The sequence below is a fragment of the Methylovirgula ligni genome, assembly GCF_004135935.1.
Taxonomy (GTDB): Bacteria; Pseudomonadota; Alphaproteobacteria; order Rhizobiales; family Beijerinckiaceae; genus Methylovirgula; species Methylovirgula ligni.
Map to the genome: position 1 here is coordinate 1,042,300 of NZ_CP025086.1, position 15,116 is coordinate 1,057,415.

The window sequence follows — 15,116 nt, forward strand, 5'->3', positions numbered from 1 at the left end:
CGATGACCCACACCGAAAAGTCCTTGACGCAGAGCGAAACGCCGCCGGACGAAGATCCCGTCATCCGCACGATCACCATGCCGGCGGACACCAATGCTTATGGCGATATTTTCGGCGGCTGGCTGATGTCGCAGATGGATCTTGCGGGCAGCAATGTCGCCTCGCGCATCGCGCGCGGGCGCGCCTCGACCGTGCGTGTCGAGGCGATGAACTTCCTGCGCCCGGTGCGTGTCGGCGATGTGGTGAGTCTTTATGGCCGGCTTGTCACGCGCGGCCGCACGTCAATGAAGATCGAGGTCGAGGCCTGGAGCCGCGCCCGCGACAGCGAGGAGACGGTGAAGGTCACCGAAGCGGTCTTCACCTTTGTCGCCATCGATCCGGTGACACGGCGCCCACGGCCCTTGCCGGAGGACTAAGCGCGAGCGTCAATACGCCCGCGCCCGTAGCCTAGGTATTCATCGACTCGAAGAAGCTCGCATTGCCCTTCGGTGTCTCGCGCAATTTGCCGAGCAGGAATTCGATCGCGTCGACCGTGCCCATCGGGTTGAGAATGCGGCGGAGCACGTACATCTTCTTGAGGATGTCGGCGGGAACGAGCAGTTCTTCCTTGCGGGTGCCGGAGCGGGCGATGTCGATCGCCGGATAGCTGCGCTTGTCGGCGACCTTGCGGTCGAGGATGATTTCCGAATTGCCGGTGCCCTTGAATTCCTCGAAGATCACTTCGTCCATGCGCGAGCCGGTATCGATCAGCGCCGTCGCGATAATGGTCAGCGAGCCGCCTTCCTCGATATTGCGCGCGGCGCCGAAGAAGCGCTTGGGCCGCTGCAGGGCATTGGCATCGACGCCGCCGGTCAGCACCTTGCCGGAGGACGGCACCACGGTGTTGTAGGCGCGGCCGAGGCGCGTGATCGAATCGAGCAGGATCACCACATCGCGGCCATGCTCGACAAGGCGCTTGGCCTTCTCGATGACCATTTCGGCGACCTGCACATGCCGCACCGCGGGCTCGTCGAAGGTCGAGGAAACGACCTCGCCCTTCACCGAGCGCTGCATGTCGGTGACTTCCTCCGGCCGCTCGTCGATGAGCAGCACGATCAGATAACATTCGGGATGGTTGGTGGTGATCGACTGCGCGATGTTCTGCAGCAGCACGGTCTTGCCGGTACGCGGCGGCGCGACGATCAAGGCGCGCTGGCCCTTGCCGATCGGCGAAACGATGTCGATGACGCGGGCGGAAAAGTCTTTCTTCGTCGGGTCTTCGATCTCTAGCTTCAGCCGTTCGTCGGGATAGAGCGGCGTCAGATTGTCGAAATGGACCTTGTGGCGGATTTTCTCCGGGTCCTCGAAATTGATCGTATTGACCTTGAGCAGCGCGAAATAGCGCTCGCCCTCTTTGGGGCTGCGGATCAGGCCCTCGACCGTATCGCCGGTGCGCAGGCCGAAGCGGCGGATCTGCGAGGGCGAGACATAAATGTCGTCGGGACCGGCGAGATAATTGGCGTCGGGCGAACGCAGGAAGCCGAAACCGTCCTGCAGCACCTCGATGACGCCCTCGCCGACGATCTCGATGTCGCGGCTGGCGAGCTGCTTTAAAATCGCGAACATCAATTCCTGCTTGCGCAGGATCGAGGCGTTCTCGACCTCATGTTCCTCGGCGAAGGCGAGGAGTTCGGTGGGTGATTTTGATTTTAATTCTTGAAGTTTAATATCCCGCATCGGGATTTCTGTCCTTGGAAGGGCGCTCGAAAGCGCGCCGGGGTGGGAGGGCCCAAAACGGGCGGTAATCCTGGGAAGGGCAGGCCAATGCCTTAGCTAAGGCGCTTCACGGGGCGCGCCGACATATCGCCTGCAGGGGAAGAACCAGAAGATAGAACCTTTTGAGCTGTTTGACAACTGCGCTCCTGCACCAGCCCAAGCTGCGCACAGAATCAGGAGCGAATGCGACGCCGGTCAGGCGCCGCGGCGGCCGCAGTTCAATATTTCGAATTGATCGGTACCGGCGCGCCGTTCCAATCGAACTTCCAGTTGAGGCCCGCACGGACGGCGTGGAATGCGGCATGCGTATGCTCCGCACCGTCGCCGCCCAACTGCGTCGCGGCGGTTCCGAGATCGGTGTAGAGATATTCCGCCTTGGCTGTCAGATTCCGGGTCAGGGCATATTCGACGCCCGCGCCCGCCGTCCAGCCGGTGTGCACGCCGCCGGTCGAGAAACTATCCGGACCAAGCGCGATCTGATTATGCGTATCGCCGTAGGCGAAGCCGCCGGTGACGAAGGGCAGGACATTGCCGAAGGAAAGGCCGAGCCGCGCCCGCGCCGAACCCCACCAGTCGAGCTGCGAGGAGCCGGTCAGCACCCCGGCCGGCGTCGCCAGCGATCCGTAATCGGCCCGCAAGGTCGAGCCCTGGAAATCTGTCTCGCCGCCGAGGACAACGCTGGAGGCCGGAAACTGATAGTTGAAGCCCGCCTCGCCGCCCCCGGCGAAGCCGGCCGGATTGGCGCTCAGGCCACCATAGGGTCCGCTCAACGTCTGGCCGCCGAAGGCGCCGCCAGCCGTCGCGCCGAGATAGAAGCCGGTCCACGAAAAGGCAGGCGGGGCGGCATAGATCGCCGGGGCGCTGGCGCTCGTCAGGTCAGCCGCCCGCGCGCCCGCAACAAGTGCGAGCACCGCAGAAAAGGCCAAAAGACCGGACCGGACCATGCCGAAAAATCCCCGAATGCCGCCGGAAGGTAATCCAAACCCGCCCGCCCCGCACATTAAATGGCGTTCATACGGTTAAAGGCCAAGCCCCTCACCACGAATGTGCGAAAACGCACGCCCGCCCACGCTTTTTGAAAACCGCCGGATGGGTGTGGCGCCGCCGCATCACTCGGATGCCAGGCGAACGCCGGCAGCCAGAGCCGCCACCAAAAAAATTTAATAAATTCAGTACTTTGGCACGACCGGGGTCGGCGGCGTCAGCCATTCGAACCGCCAGTCCACCCCCGCGCGGACGACATTCAGCGTCGGATGGGCGGAATGGTCGTTGGCGGGCGCAAAGGTCAGCTCGCCCGGCGTCTGGTAATATTGCGGGCCGAGATCGACGTGGAGGTATTCCGCCTTCACCGACAGATTGCGGGTGACCTGATATTCGATGCCGGCGCCCGCGGTCCAGCCCGTGCGGGTCGAGCCGACCGAGAAATTGCCGAAGGGATCAGCCCCCGGCTCGACGCGATATTGATCGACATGGCCGAAGGAGGCGCCGCCCGTCACATAGGGCAGGATATTGCCGAAGGCATAGCCGAACCGCGCCCGCGCCGTCGCGAACCAGTCGAGCTTGGTGTCGTTGGCGATCGCGCCGCCGCCGAGGTCATAGCCGCCGGCATTGGTGCGCACCGTCGACCCGTCGAAGTCGCCTTCGACGCCGACGACATAATCGGTGCCCGGAAACTGGTAGTTGATCCCCGCCGTGCCGCCGCCGAGGAAGCCGCTCGATGACAGGCTGCCGGAATTGTCGAGCACGCCGGCGCTGTAATGATTTTGGCGGACGTCGCCGCCGCCATAGCCGGCGTTGAGGCCGATATAGAGGCCGGTCCATTCCGGCGGAGGCGGAGGCGGCGGCTCATAGGCCGGCGGCGCCTTGTCGCTGGGGAGATCACCCGCGAAGGCGCTTCCGACGCAGACAAGTGCGACGGCGCTCGACATCAGCAGGGCGCGAATCATCTTACAAGGGCCTCAAACCGGCGATGTTCCGGTTGGAGCTTTAGAGCAAATTCCTGGCCGGACAATGCTCTGCATGCCGCTCGCGGCATTTTCCGCCCGGCTGTCTCTGTGCGGCAACAGGAGCGGCGCGGACGTCCGAGAACGAAAAAGGCCGGTGACTTGCGCCACCGGCCTCCGAATGCCCCCCGCAGAAACGGGATCAGTATTTGGCCACGACCGGAGCGGGCGGCGCGAGGAAATCGAATTTCCAGTTCAGACCGGCGCGGACGGTGTGAAACGCGACCTTCGTATTGATCGAACCATCACCATCGAAGGGGAAGCCGGAATAGTTCCAGGTTCCGAGATCCGTATAGAGATATTCGATCTTGGCCGTCAGGTTATGCGTGATCGCATATTCCACGCCGGCGCCGGCCGTCCAGCCGGTCCGCGTTCCCGACCAGCTAAAGCTCTCCGGACCTTCAGTGATGAAATCGGAAACCCGCCCGTAGGCGAAGCCGCCCGTCGCGTAAGGCAGGATATTGCCGAAAGCATAGCCGATGCGGCCGCGCGCGGTGCCCCACCAGTTAACTTTGGTCCCGAAATCGACCTGATAGGGGTCAACTTCTTCGTCGAAATACGTGCCCTTCAGCGTCGATCCCTGGAAGTCGGCCTCGACACCAATAACGAAGTTGGAATTATCGAATTGATAATTATAGCCGATCTGGCCGCCACCCGAGAAGCCGCCGGAATTCGTCTGCGATTGGTCGCCAATGAAAACATCAAACGGAGAAGCGACGCTAAAATTACCCGCGGAAATGCCAGCGTTGGCGCCGATGTAGAAGCCTGTCCAGGAGAAGACCGGCGGCGGCGGCGCATAGAGCGGCTCGCCTTTGGTGCTCGGCAGGTCGGCGGCGAAAGCGGCGCCGGCCATAACAACAAACGCGCTGGATAACAGAAGCGAACGAATCATTATATTCTTCCCTTACGTAAACTTGGAACTGGGAAGCATTAGCGGGGGTGCCCCGAGCGTCACAACCACAATTGCCGATGGCCAACCTGAATCTCCACGGCTGTGCTCTCGGTGCTACACATTGGGTGCGGGCCAAAGAAAAGGCCGGTGACTTGCGCCACCGGCCTCCGAATGCCCCCCGTAGAAACGGGATCAGTATTTGGCCACGACCGGCGGCGGCGGAGGCGGCGCGAACCAGTCGCCAAAACGCCAGTTGAGGCCGAGGCGGACAATATTCGCGGTGAAATGCTCGCTGTATTGTATGCCCGGATCCAGGTCGGTGTATTCGTCATTCACGCCGTGATTGCCGAGGTCGACGTAGAGATATTCGGCCTTGAAGCTCAGGTTCTGCGTGATCGCATATTCGAGGCCGGCGCCGGCGGTCCAGCCCGTCCAGGTATGCGTCCAGCTATCACTGTAGTCATCCCCGTACGAATATCCGCCGTAGTCATAGTCCTTCACGTTGCCGAAAGCGGCGCCGCCGGTGACATAAGGCAGGAGGTTGCCGAAGGGCGTCGAGACCGCATAGCCAATGCGGGCCCGCGCTGTAGCCAGCCAATTGAGCTTGGATCCATACGTCTCGCCATATGAATAATCAGCATAGTTGTCGGTGTAACTATCTTCGCCCTTGATATCGCTCCAGTCGAAATCGCCCTCGAAGCCGAGCACGAAATTGGAGGTGGGGAACTGATAATTGAAGCCGACCGTGCCACCGGCGACGAAGCCACTGCTCGTTAACTTCTCGTGGTAGCTATAACCCTCGCCATAGGGGTCATACTCGTTATAGTTCACATTGTTGCCGCCGTAGCCGCCGTTGACACCAATGTAAAAGCCGGTCCAGGAGAAAATCGGCGCCGGCGGCGGTGCGTAGACCGGCTCACCCTTGGTGCTGGGCAAATCGGCGGCGAAAGCCGCACCCGCAGCGACGACACAAATTGCGCTGGACAATAGAAGTGTGCGAATCATTTTCTTCCCCTACGTCAATCTGGGACTGAAAAGACCATCAGCGAAAATCCCTCCCTCCACAATTGCAATCGCGGTCGCGCGGGCCGAATCTCGGTGCCTGTGCTCTCGGCGCTACAATTTGCGCGATGGCCCAATCCGACCGCGCGAGCTCGATACTGGAGCGAGGGATTAAGCAGCGCGCGCGGCCGCCAGGCTTGACGCATTCCCCGTCCCCCTTCGCATCCACTCAAGTAAAAAGGGGCGCCAGCTTCTGCCCAAAGAAAAAGGCCGGTGACTTGCGCCACCGGCCTCCGAATGCCCCCCGTAGAAACGGGATCAGTATTTGGCCACGACCGGCGGCGGGGGCGGCGGCGCGAACCAGTCGCCAAAGCGCCAGTTGAGGCCGAGGCGGACAATATTCGCGGTGAAATGCTCGCTGTATTGTATGCCCGGATCCAGGTCGGTGTATTCGTCATTCACGCCGTGATTGCCGAGGTCGACGTAGAGATATTCGGCCTTGAAGCTCAGGTTCTGCGTGATCGCATATTCGAGGCCGGCGCCGGCGGTCCAGCCTGTCCAAGTATGCGTCCAGCTATCACTGTAGCCAGTCTCGTCCGAATACCCGCCGTAGTCATAGTCCTTCACGTTGCCGAAAGCGGCGCCGCCAGTGACATAGGGCAGGAGGTTGCCGAAGGGCGTCGAGACCGCATAGCCAATGCGGGCCCGCGCTGTAGCCAGCCAATTGAGCTTGGATCCATACGTGTCGCTATATGAATAATCGCCAAAATATGACTCCGTGTAGCTATCTTCGCCCTTGATATCGCTCCAGTCGAAGTCGCCCTCGAAGCCGAGCACGAAATTGGAGGTGGGGAACTGATAGTTGAAGCCGACCGTGCCACCGGCGACGAAGCCGCTGCTGGTCAGCTTTTCGTGGCTGCTGTAGCCCTCTCCATAAGGGTCGTACTCGTTATACTGCACATTGTTGCCGCCGTAGCCGCCGTTGACACCGATATAAAAGCCGGTCCAGGAGAAGATCGGCGCCGGCGGCGGTGCATAGACCGGCTCACCCTTGGTGCTGGGCAGATCGGCAGCGAAAGCCGCCCCCGCAGCGACGACACAAATTGCGCTAGACAATAGAAGTGTGCGAATCATTTTTTCCCCCAAGAAAAAGCGTAACGCTACGTAAAGCTATGGGCGGAAACCTGCCGACCCGCAACTTCAATTGCATTTCCGCGGGATGATTCCCCAGGGTTGTGTCTCAGGCGCCACATTCCTCTGCGGAAGCATTATCTTTTCCTCTGCGGAACCACTATTTTTGGTGAAAATGAAAATCGATTTTTCCACTCTGCCGCTCGCCCCGCATGCTTTCAGCGAAGCGCCGATGACGTTTTGCAAAAGCGAGCACAAAAGGATTCTGTCCTCGATCATGGACATCCTGCTGGTCGAGACCGGCCATCGCGTGGCGCGGGAGAACTGGCAGGCGGCGCAATTGCGCAATCTGCTCGCTCATGCGGCCCAACGTTCGGCGTTCTGGCGACAAAGGATCGGCACGCGGAAAAGCTACGCTGACGTCAGACTTTCCTCGCTCCCAGCCCTGACGCGGGCCGACCTGCGACAACAAGTTGCGCGCGAAGGCTCGCTGATGCCGCCCGGCAGCGAGCCGACGCAGAAACATGCAACGTCCGGCTCTTCCGGCGTACCCGTCGAATTCTTCGTCTCGCGCATGAATGGTTATTACAACAGCGTCCGCGGCCTGGCCCAACATTTCATCGATGGGCGCGACCTGTCGCTCAGCATCACGCGGTTCAAAAGCCTGTTCACCGACGATCCGTGCGGATTTACAGTATCCAAGGTCGATAACCCGTATGGCCTGCAGGGTTTCGTCCTGAGAGGCGCCTACAAAAAAATAGAGTTCACGCACCCCGATCTCAAGGCGCTCAGCAAGGAGCTGCGCCGCGACCCCATCGGCCTGATGATCGCGCAGCCGCGCATTGTCGAGGCGCTGTTGCAATTCGCGGGCGTCGATTTCTTCAAGGAAGCTGGTGTCGCCATCTGGCTTTCGCTCGGCGACCGGCCGTCTCAGTCGGCGCGGGACGCTTTGTCGAGCGTCGGGATACCGGTCACCGCCAATTATTCCTGCGAGGAAATCGGCATGATTGGGTATGAATGTGGGTCGGCGCCGAATTTCTATCATGTCTGCACCAGCAACGTCCTGGTCGAGATCGACCAGACCACGCTGGCAGATTTCGACGGTCAGCCGGCCGGACGCGTGCTGCTGACGCATCTGCATTCCTATGCGACGCCTTTCATCCGCTATGACGTCGGCGACATCGCGAGCCTGCACAAATCCTGCCCCTGCGGCCATCAGGGCCCGGCGCTCTCGAATATCTACGGGCGCAGCAAGCAATTGCTGAAACATGCCGATGGAAGTTTGTCGCCCTTCCTGATCCGTGGCGCCGACATACTCGCGGTCGCCGACATTTCGGAATTTCGTATCCGCCAGACCGAGCTGCAAACGATCGTCGTCGAAATCGCCGCGCCGGAAACCTTGCCGCCGGCCAAGATCGACGCCTTCCGGCAGCTCGTTAAGACCTATGCCGGCGAAGGTTTCGATATCCAGGTGAACCAGGTGCCGAAAATCGATTGGGGTCGCGACACCAAGCGCCTCGGCTTCCGCAACGAATTGCTGTCCTGAACGGCCCCTGGCCCGCGGCAATGAAACGAGATCCCGGATGGGCCCGCAGTCTTCACGGTGAAACATGAAGCTCGATTTTTCCACCTTGCCGCTCTTGCCACGCGCTTTCAGCGAAACGCCGATGACATTTTGCGACACCGAGGACAAGAGGGCCCTGTCCTCCATTATGGACATCCTGCTGATCGAGACAGGAAGCCGCGAGGCGCGGGAGAACTGGCAGGCGGCGCAATTGCGCAATTTGCTGGCCCATGCGGCGCAACGCTCGGCGTTCTGGCGTCAAAGGCTCGGCGCACTAAAAAGCTACACTGACGTCAAACTTTCTTCGCTGCCGATCCTGACACGCGCCGAATTGCGCGAGCAGGTCGCGCGCGAAGGTTCGTTGCTGCCGCCTGGAGGCCCCGAGCCGATACAGAAACATGCGACGTCCGGTTCTTCAGGCGTTCCTGTCGAATTCTTCGTCTCGCGCATGAACGGCCAGTACAGCAGCGCCCGCGGCCTGGCCCAGCACTTCATCGACGGAAACGACCTTTCCCTCAACTCGACCCGGCTCAAAAGCCGGATCATCGACGATCCGCGCGGATTCACCGTATCCAAAGTCGGCACGACACACGGCCTGCACGGTTTCGTCTCGAGAGGCTCCTACAAAGAGATAAAATTCACGCAGCCCAACTTCAAAGCCCTCTGGAAAGAACTGCGCCGCGACCCCGTCGGCCACTTGGTCGCGCAGCCGCATATTATCGACACGCTATTTCAATTCGTGGATGCAAAATCCTTCAAGGAGGCCAATCTCGCCACGTGGACCTCCCTTGGCCACCGGCCTTCGTCATCGGTCCGTAATGCTCTCTCGGGCGTCGGAATACCGACCTCCGCCAGATATTCCGCCGAAGAAGTTGGCTTGATCGCACAAGAATGCCGGATGACGCCCGATTTCTATCACGTCTGTGGCAGCAATGTTCTTGTAGAGATCGATGAAAGCGAGCCGATTGATCTCGACGGCCAGACGGCCGGCCGCGTCCTGGTGACGCGTCTTCATTCCTACGCCACGCCTTTCATCCGCTATGACATTGGCGACATCGCGAGCCTGCACAAATCCTGCCCCTGCGGTTACCAGGGTCCGGTGCTCTCGAATATCTACGGCCGCACCAAGCAATTGCTCAAACATCCCGACGGGCGCGTGACGCCCTTCTTCGTTCGCGGCGCGGACGTGCTCGAGATCGCCGCCATCTCGGAATTCCGCATCCGCCAGACCGAATTGCAAACGATCGTCGTCGAAATCGCCGCATCTGACACTTTGCCGGCCACCAAGATCGACGCCTTCCGCGAGCTTATCAGGTCATATGCCAGCGCGGATTTTGACATTCAGATCCGGCAGGTGCCCAGGATCGACTGGGGCGCCGACACCAAGCGCCTCGGCTTCCGCAACGAATTGCTGTCCTGATCTCGCTCCGACTTGGGACTTGGGAGCGCGGCAAAAGCAGCCCAAAGAAAAAGGCCGGCAGCTTGCGCTGCCGGCCTCCGAATGCCCCCCGTCAAGGTGGGTCAGTATTTGGCAACCACGGGCGCCGGCGCCGGTGGCTCGAACCAGTCAAACCTGTAGTTCAGACCGGCGCGGACAATGTTGACGGTTGTCCGTTCCCGAAGGCTGAAATTATAACTCCCGGTATCGCCAATGTCCCCGCTGATCGAATAGAGAGTCGCCGGAGACAGACTGACGTAGAGATATTCGGTCTTGAAGGAGAGGTTCGGCGTGATCTGATACTCAAGGCCAGCACCCGCGGTCCAACCGGTCTGGAAGTGTTGAACCGAGTCGCCAAAGGCCCCGGTGTCACCGTCGACATCGTAATTGACGTTGTAATAGGAGCTGGTTTGGCCATAGGCGAAACCGCCGGTCACGTAGGGTAAGATATTGCCGAACGCATAGCCAAGCCGAGCGCGCGCTGTGCCGAGGTATTGGAGATGCGACCCTGCATCGGCATCGGCGCTAAAAACATCACCGACATTAAGCGACGCGCCAAGGCGGCCGCGGATCGATGACCAGTCAATATCAGCCTCTATGCCCGCCACGAAATTGGAGGCCGGAAACTCATAATTGTAGCCAATCTGGCCGCCGGCGAGGAAGCCGCTCGAGGTGATGTTGGCGTTGCCGTTGCCGCTAATCGTCGTAGCGCCTTCGCCTTCACCCTCGGTTGCATATCCATCGAACGGATAAACGAAGCGATCACCGCCATAGCCGCCGTTGACGCCGAGATAAAAGCCCGTCCAGGTCGGCGGAGGCGGCGGAGGCGGTGCATAGACCGGCTCGCCCTTTGTGCTGGGCAAATCCGCGGCGAAAGCGCCCCCAATGGCCATTAGCGAGAGTGCGCTCGATAAAAGAAGAGAACGAAGCATTTTTTCCCCCAAAAGAAGCAGAGCCTGAAGAGAACGAATGAGCGAAAAGCGGCCTACCTGCAACTCTAGATTGTAATACGAGACCTGATTCCGGAACGGTTGTGTCCCTCAGGACACATTTCCGGTTGGTAAAATCGCCTTGGTGCGATCAATTTTTTAAAGCATCTCAATCCGTAAACGGATTATGCGTCTGCCTCGGCAACGCCCGTGCTTTGCTGCTGCGCAGCTTTCGGTATCCGGGTGGGCGCGTCACGGATCAATCGGACCCGCGACACCAGCGCCCGGCTTCGCAACGGATGGCTGATCTGATTTCGCTCCGCCTGAGAGTGCGGCGAAAGCGACCCAAAGAAAGAGGCCGGCAGCTTGCGCCACCAGCCTCCGAATGCCCCCCGTAGAAACGGAATCAGTATTTCGCCACAACCGGCGGCGGTGGCGGCGGCGCGAACCAGTCAAACTTCCAGTTCAGGCCGACGCGAACGATGTTCGCGGTAAAATGCTCGTAGACATTGTCATAAATATCGGCACCGAGATACTCGGAGTCGCCCAAGTGCTTGCCGAGGTCGACATAGAGATATTCGGCCTTAAAGCTCAGGTTCGGTGTAATCGCATATTCGAGGCCTGCGCCGGCCGTCCAGCCGGCCCAGGTATGCCCAAAGCTTTCGCTTTCGCCCTCGCCATCGTCGTATTCATAGCTGTAACTTTCGACGTTGCCGAAGGCGCCGCCGCCCGTGACATAGGGCAAGAGGTTGCCGAAGGGCGTCGTCACCGCATAGCCGATGCGGGCACGGGCCGTCGCCAGCCAGTTCAGCCGCGAGCCAACGCCAGCGCCTTCGCTACCCCCGTCGTCGGAAAAGCCCTCGGATAAATCACCGCGGATATTGCTCCAGTCGAAATCGCCCTCGACACCGAGGACGAAATTCGATGACGGAACCTGATAATTGTAACCAATCGTGCCACCGGCGACGAAACCGCTGGACGTGAGTTTCTCGCGTGACTCTTCGAAGATCGCGCCGCCTTCGTCTTCCTGGCTGTCGAAACTGACGTTGTTGCCGCCGTAGCCGCCATTGACGCCGAGATAAAAACCCGTCCAGGAGAAAACCGGCGGCGGCGGCGCATAGACCGGCTCGCCTTTGGTGCTCGGCAGATCGGCCGCGAAGACGGTGCCGGCGGCCACAAGGGATAGGGCGCTGGACAGAAGCAACGCGCGTATCATTTTTCCCCCGACAGAAAGCGTAACGCTACGTAACCCATGAGGGGAATTCTGCCGCGCCACAACATTTATCGTCCCGTTAGCGGCGCATTCCCTTAAGCTTGTGTCCCGCGGGACACGTTTTGACGGACTCACAAGCGGCAGCGGTAAAGCTTATCCCCTCAGTGCTCCTTCGGATCGCCGATATGAAGCTCGATTTCTCCGCCCTGCCGCTTCGGCCCGATGCGCTCAGCCAGGCGCCCACGCGATTCTGTGACCCGGGCTACAAGAATACCCTCGCGTCTTTGATGGATCTGATCCTCATCGAGACCGGTCCCCGCGGCGCGCGGGAGAACTGGCAAGCGGCGCAATTGCGCAATCTGCTCGCCCATGCGTCGCGGCGCTCGCCGTTCTGGCGCCAGAGGTTCGGGGCGCCAAGCGACGCAACCAAAACCCCGTTGGCATTCCTACCAGTCCTCACCCGTGCCGATGTGGCTCAGCAGGCGATGCGCGAAGGGTCGCTGCTCCCCGCCACCGCCACATCACCCGTGCAAAAGCACGCGACCTCCGGCTCATCCGGCACGCCGGTTGAGTTCTTCATTTGCGAGATGAACAGCCTCTACAACAACCTGCGCTCCTTCGCGCAATATTTCATCGACGGCCTCGACATTTCCTACAACCGTGTGCGGTTCAAGACCGGCCTCGTCGAGAATAAAGCGGGCTTCACCGTCAGGCACGACAAGGGCTGGAACAATCTCCAGGGCTTCGCCAAGACCGGCACCTCGAAATTCATCACCTACACGCGGCCCGACATCGCCTCGCTTTGCAAGGAGCTGAAAAGCGCGCCGGTCGGCTATCTCGTCTCGACGCCGCAGCTCGTCGAATGGCTGCTGACGCAGGTCGAGCCTTCATTCCTGAAAGACATCGGAACGCAGCGGATAACGCTGATCTCCGGCTCGCTCGACGCACAGACGCGCGCGCGGCTTGCAGACGTCAATATCCCCGTCAGTACCACCTATTCGACGGAAGAGATCGGCAAGATCGCGCATGAATGTGCGAAACGTCCTGGCCACTTCCACGTCACGACGAGCAATGTCATCGTTGAGGTCGACATGAGCGCGCCCGTCGAAGTCGACGGCGTACCTCTCGGCCGGGTGCTCGTCACGCATCTCCACTCCTATGCAACACCCTTCATCCGCTACGACGTCGGCGATCTTGCGCGGCTCTCATCCCGCTGCCCCTGCGGCCATGACGGGTCGGTGCTGACGAACATCTACGGGCGCTCGAAGCAATTGCTCAAACACGCCGACGGGCGCATCTCGCCGTTCTACGTTTGGGGTCGGATGCTGATCGATATCGTCAAGTTCGACGAATACCGCATCCGGCAGACCGATCTCGAAACGATCGTCGTCGAGATCGTCGCGCCTGAGTCGCTGCCGCCGGAAAAACGCGAAGCGGTTCGCAGACTCGTCGCCGCCAATGCCGGTGCGGATTTCAACGTGCGCGTCGAGCAGGTGCCACGGATCGACTGGGGCCGCGACGTCAAGCGGCTCGCCTTCCGCAACGAACTTCTGAACTGAATCGCGTGCGAAGCCTCAAAACGGCTTCAGCACGACAAGCAGCACGATGCCGACGAGAAGGAGCGTCGGGACTTCGTTCAACATGCGGTAGAATCGCGCCGGGCGCGTATTCCGATCGGCGGCAAATCGCCACCGTGCCGCGACGAGATAGACGTAGAGTACCGTCATCAGCAGAACGAGCAGAAATTTCCAGTTGAGCCAGGCGGCCTTGAAAAAATCCGCCTTGATCGCAAGCGCCAGCCCTGTCGCGTAAACAAGCACGAGTGCCGGCCGCATGATGATGACGTCGAGCTTCCTCTCCATCACCTTGAACGTCTCGGATTGGTCGGAGCCTATTGCTGCGGCGGCGTGATAGACGAAAAGCCGCGGCAAATAGAACATCCCGGCCATGAAGGCGATGACCGCGATGATGTGCAGCGCCTTGATCCAGAGATAGGCCTGATCCATGTCACGTCTCCGGCCGCAGCAAGGCCAATAGAGCTTCCACATTGGCCAGCGGCGTTTCTGGCAAAATGCCGTGACCGAGATTGAAAATATGCGGCCGTCCGGCAAAAGCCGTTTCGATATTGCGCACCGCCTCAGTCAGCGGCGTACCGCCCGCAATCAGCACAAGCGGATCAAGGTTGCCCTGCAGCACAACGCCAGGGGGCACCAACCGCGCCGCGGTCGCCGGATTGACAGATGTGTCGAGCCCGATGGCATCGGCCCCCGTCGCCGTCGCATAATCCGTCAGCGACAGGCCGATCCCGCGCGGGAAAGCGATAATCTTCGTCTGCGGATAGCGCGCCCGCAGCGCGCTAACGATCCGCTTCACCGGCGCGATACTCCAGCGGGCAAGTTCCGCCGGCGCCAGCGCCCCCGCCCAGCTATCGAAAATCTGCACGCAATCGACGCCGGCGGCGATCTGCCGCGAAAGATAAGCGATCGAACCTTCCGTCAGCCGCTCGATCAAAGCATTGAAAAGGGCCGGATCGCGGTAAGCGAAAAGCCGTGCCGGCGCCTGATCCGGCGTGCCGTGTCCAGCGATCATATAGCTCGCGACCGTAAACGGCGCGCCACAAAATCCGATCAATGCCGTCTTCGGCGGCAATTCCGCCTTGACGAGACGGATTGCTTCCGAAACCGGTTCGAGACGATCGAGATCAATCGCCTCACGCAGCGCGCCGAATTCCTTGGCGCCAGTAATAGGTGCCAATTGCGGCCCCTGGCCAGATTCGAACTCGACCTTCTGTCCGAATGCGTCCGGCACGACCAGAATGTCGCTGAAGATGATCGCCGCATCGAAGTGAAAGCGCCGGATCGGCTGCAGCGTAACTTCCGCCGCCAGTTTCGGCGTGTAGCAGAGATCGAGGAAGGAACGCGCCTTGAGCCGCGTTTGGCGATACTCGGTCAGGTAGCGCCCCGCCTGGCGCATCAACCAGACGGGAGTTGGCGATACGATCTCGCCGGCCAGTACGCGCAGCAAAGGCTTGTCAGCCGCGAAGGTCGAAACCGCCAAACTAAGAATCCTTAATCTAAGACTCTATATATCTCTTATCTCTCTTCTTAGGGCTTCGATTAGGCTCGTTTCGGACTTTTCACAATCCGGCCGCGCGATCTTGGGTTCTTCACGATTCCCACAGCCCGTCAG

At 60.4% G+C, this 15,116-nt stretch carries 14 protein-coding genes; 4 read left to right on the top strand and 10 right to left on the bottom strand.

The genetic code is table 11. The features are described from left to right. Positions 1–2 precede the first annotated feature (2 nt). The gene (locus CWB41_RS05010; protein ID WP_115835294.1) at positions 3–416 is read left to right on the top strand and encodes an acyl-CoA thioesterase; all 414 of its coding nucleotides are present in this window, start codon (positions 3–5) and stop codon (positions 414–416) included. A gap of 31 nt (positions 417–447) precedes the next feature. Here the strand turns inward: CWB41_RS05010 and rho are convergent, their stop codons facing one another. The 6 genes from rho to CWB41_RS05040 form a co-directional block, all read right to left on the bottom strand. Beyond that, positions 448–1,716 carry a transcription termination factor Rho gene (gene rho / locus CWB41_RS05015; RefSeq protein ID WP_115835293.1) on the bottom strand — a complete coding sequence of 423 codons (1,269 nt, stop codon included), beginning with the start codon at positions 1,714–1,716 and terminating at the stop codon, positions 448–450. Positions 1,717–1,973: 257 nt separating this feature from the next. Continuing rightward, a complete protein-coding gene (locus tag CWB41_RS05020; protein WP_165204018.1) occupies positions 1,974–2,699 on the bottom strand; it encodes an outer membrane protein in 726 nt (241 codons plus the stop codon). A gap of 225 nt (positions 2,700–2,924) precedes the next feature. After that, entirely contained in the window at positions 2,925–3,701 is a 777-nt protein-coding gene (locus CWB41_RS05025) for an outer membrane protein (RefSeq protein WP_115835291.1), read from the bottom strand. A gap of 199 nt (positions 3,702–3,900) precedes the next feature. Continuing rightward, positions 3,901–4,650 carry an outer membrane protein gene (locus tag CWB41_RS05030; protein WP_115835290.1) on the bottom strand — a complete coding sequence of 250 codons (750 nt, stop codon included), beginning with the start codon at positions 4,648–4,650 and terminating at the stop codon, positions 3,901–3,903. A gap of 192 nt (positions 4,651–4,842) precedes the next feature. Continuing rightward, positions 4,843–5,655 carry an outer membrane protein gene (locus CWB41_RS05035; RefSeq protein WP_245441071.1) on the bottom strand — a complete coding sequence of 271 codons (813 nt, stop codon included), beginning with the start codon at positions 5,653–5,655 and terminating at the stop codon, positions 4,843–4,845. Between the two features lie 315 nt (positions 5,656–5,970). After that, positions 5,971–6,786, bottom strand: coding sequence for an outer membrane protein (locus CWB41_RS05040; RefSeq protein WP_245411141.1), 816 nt, complete (start codon positions 6,784–6,786; stop codon positions 5,971–5,973). A gap of 229 nt (positions 6,787–7,015) precedes the next feature. Between CWB41_RS05040 and CWB41_RS05045 the strand changes: the two genes are divergently transcribed. Then, entirely contained in the window at positions 7,016–8,329 is a 1,314-nt protein-coding gene (locus CWB41_RS05045) for a phenylacetate--CoA ligase family protein (protein ID WP_129396410.1), read from the top strand. A gap of 64 nt (positions 8,330–8,393) precedes the next feature. Next, positions 8,394–9,767 (top strand): phenylacetate--CoA ligase family protein, encoded by a 1,374-nt coding sequence (locus CWB41_RS05050; RefSeq protein WP_115835288.1) that lies wholly within the window; start codon positions 8,394–8,396, stop codon positions 9,765–9,767. Positions 9,768–9,868: 101 nt separating this feature from the next. On the opposite strand, the gene CWB41_RS05055 is transcribed toward CWB41_RS05050, so the two are convergent. Together CWB41_RS05055 and CWB41_RS05060 are read right to left on the bottom strand one after the other, a co-directional pair. After that, positions 9,869–10,717, bottom strand: coding sequence for an outer membrane protein (locus CWB41_RS05055; RefSeq protein WP_129396411.1), 849 nt, complete (start codon positions 10,715–10,717; stop codon positions 9,869–9,871). Between the two features lie 403 nt (positions 10,718–11,120). After that, a complete protein-coding gene (locus CWB41_RS05060; protein WP_115835286.1) occupies positions 11,121–11,930 on the bottom strand; it encodes an outer membrane protein in 810 nt (269 codons plus the stop codon). Between the two features lie 182 nt (positions 11,931–12,112). Between CWB41_RS05060 and CWB41_RS05065 the strand changes: the two genes are divergently transcribed. Next, positions 12,113–13,486, top strand: coding sequence for a phenylacetate--CoA ligase family protein (locus CWB41_RS05065; protein ID WP_129396412.1), 1,374 nt, complete (start codon positions 12,113–12,115; stop codon positions 13,484–13,486). 15 nt (positions 13,487–13,501) lie between these two features. On the opposite strand, the gene hemJ is transcribed toward CWB41_RS05065, so the two are convergent. Both hemJ and hemE read right to left on the bottom strand, forming a co-directional pair. Continuing rightward, positions 13,502–13,933 carry a protoporphyrinogen oxidase HemJ gene (hemJ, locus tag CWB41_RS05070; RefSeq protein WP_115835284.1) on the bottom strand — a complete coding sequence of 144 codons (432 nt, stop codon included), beginning with the start codon at positions 13,931–13,933 and terminating at the stop codon, positions 13,502–13,504. 1 nt (position 13,934) lies between these two features. After that, on the bottom strand, positions 13,935–14,984 hold the full coding sequence (gene hemE / locus CWB41_RS05075; RefSeq protein ID WP_115835283.1) for a uroporphyrinogen decarboxylase: 1,050 nt from the start codon (positions 14,982–14,984) through the stop codon (positions 13,935–13,937). Positions 14,985–15,116 lie beyond the last annotated feature (132 nt).

Bases quoted from the DNA above. Each gene is read 5' to 3' on its own strand.
- CWB41_RS05010 (WP_115835294.1), top strand. From the start codon at position 3: ATGACCCACACCGAAAAGTCCTTGACGCAGAGCGAAACGCCGCCGGAC.
- rho (WP_115835293.1), bottom strand. From the start codon at position 1,716: ATGCGGGATATTAAACTTCAAGAATTAAAATCAAAATCACCCACCGAA.
- CWB41_RS05020 (WP_165204018.1), bottom strand. From the start codon at position 2,699: ATGGTCCGGTCCGGTCTTTTGGCCTTTTCTGCGGTGCTCGCACTTGTT.
- CWB41_RS05025 (WP_115835291.1), bottom strand. From the start codon at position 3,701: ATGATTCGCGCCCTGCTGATGTCGAGCGCCGTCGCACTTGTCTGCGTC.
- CWB41_RS05030 (WP_115835290.1), bottom strand. From the start codon at position 4,650: ATGATTCGTTCGCTTCTGTTATCCAGCGCGTTTGTTGTTATGGCCGGC.
- CWB41_RS05035 (WP_245441071.1), bottom strand. From the start codon at position 5,655: ATGATTCGCACACTTCTATTGTCCAGCGCAATTTGTGTCGTCGCTGCG.
- CWB41_RS05040 (WP_245411141.1), bottom strand. From the start codon at position 6,786: ATGATTCGCACACTTCTATTGTCTAGCGCAATTTGTGTCGTCGCTGCG.
- CWB41_RS05045 (WP_129396410.1), top strand. From the start codon at position 7,016: ATGACGTTTTGCAAAAGCGAGCACAAAAGGATTCTGTCCTCGATCATG.
- CWB41_RS05050 (WP_115835288.1), top strand. From the start codon at position 8,394: ATGAAGCTCGATTTTTCCACCTTGCCGCTCTTGCCACGCGCTTTCAGC.
- CWB41_RS05055 (WP_129396411.1), bottom strand. From the start codon at position 10,717: ATGCTTCGTTCTCTTCTTTTATCGAGCGCACTCTCGCTAATGGCCATT.
- CWB41_RS05060 (WP_115835286.1), bottom strand. From the start codon at position 11,930: ATGATACGCGCGTTGCTTCTGTCCAGCGCCCTATCCCTTGTGGCCGCC.
- CWB41_RS05065 (WP_129396412.1), top strand. From the start codon at position 12,113: ATGAAGCTCGATTTCTCCGCCCTGCCGCTTCGGCCCGATGCGCTCAGC.
- hemJ (WP_115835284.1), bottom strand. From the start codon at position 13,933: ATGGATCAGGCCTATCTCTGGATCAAGGCGCTGCACATCATCGCGGTC.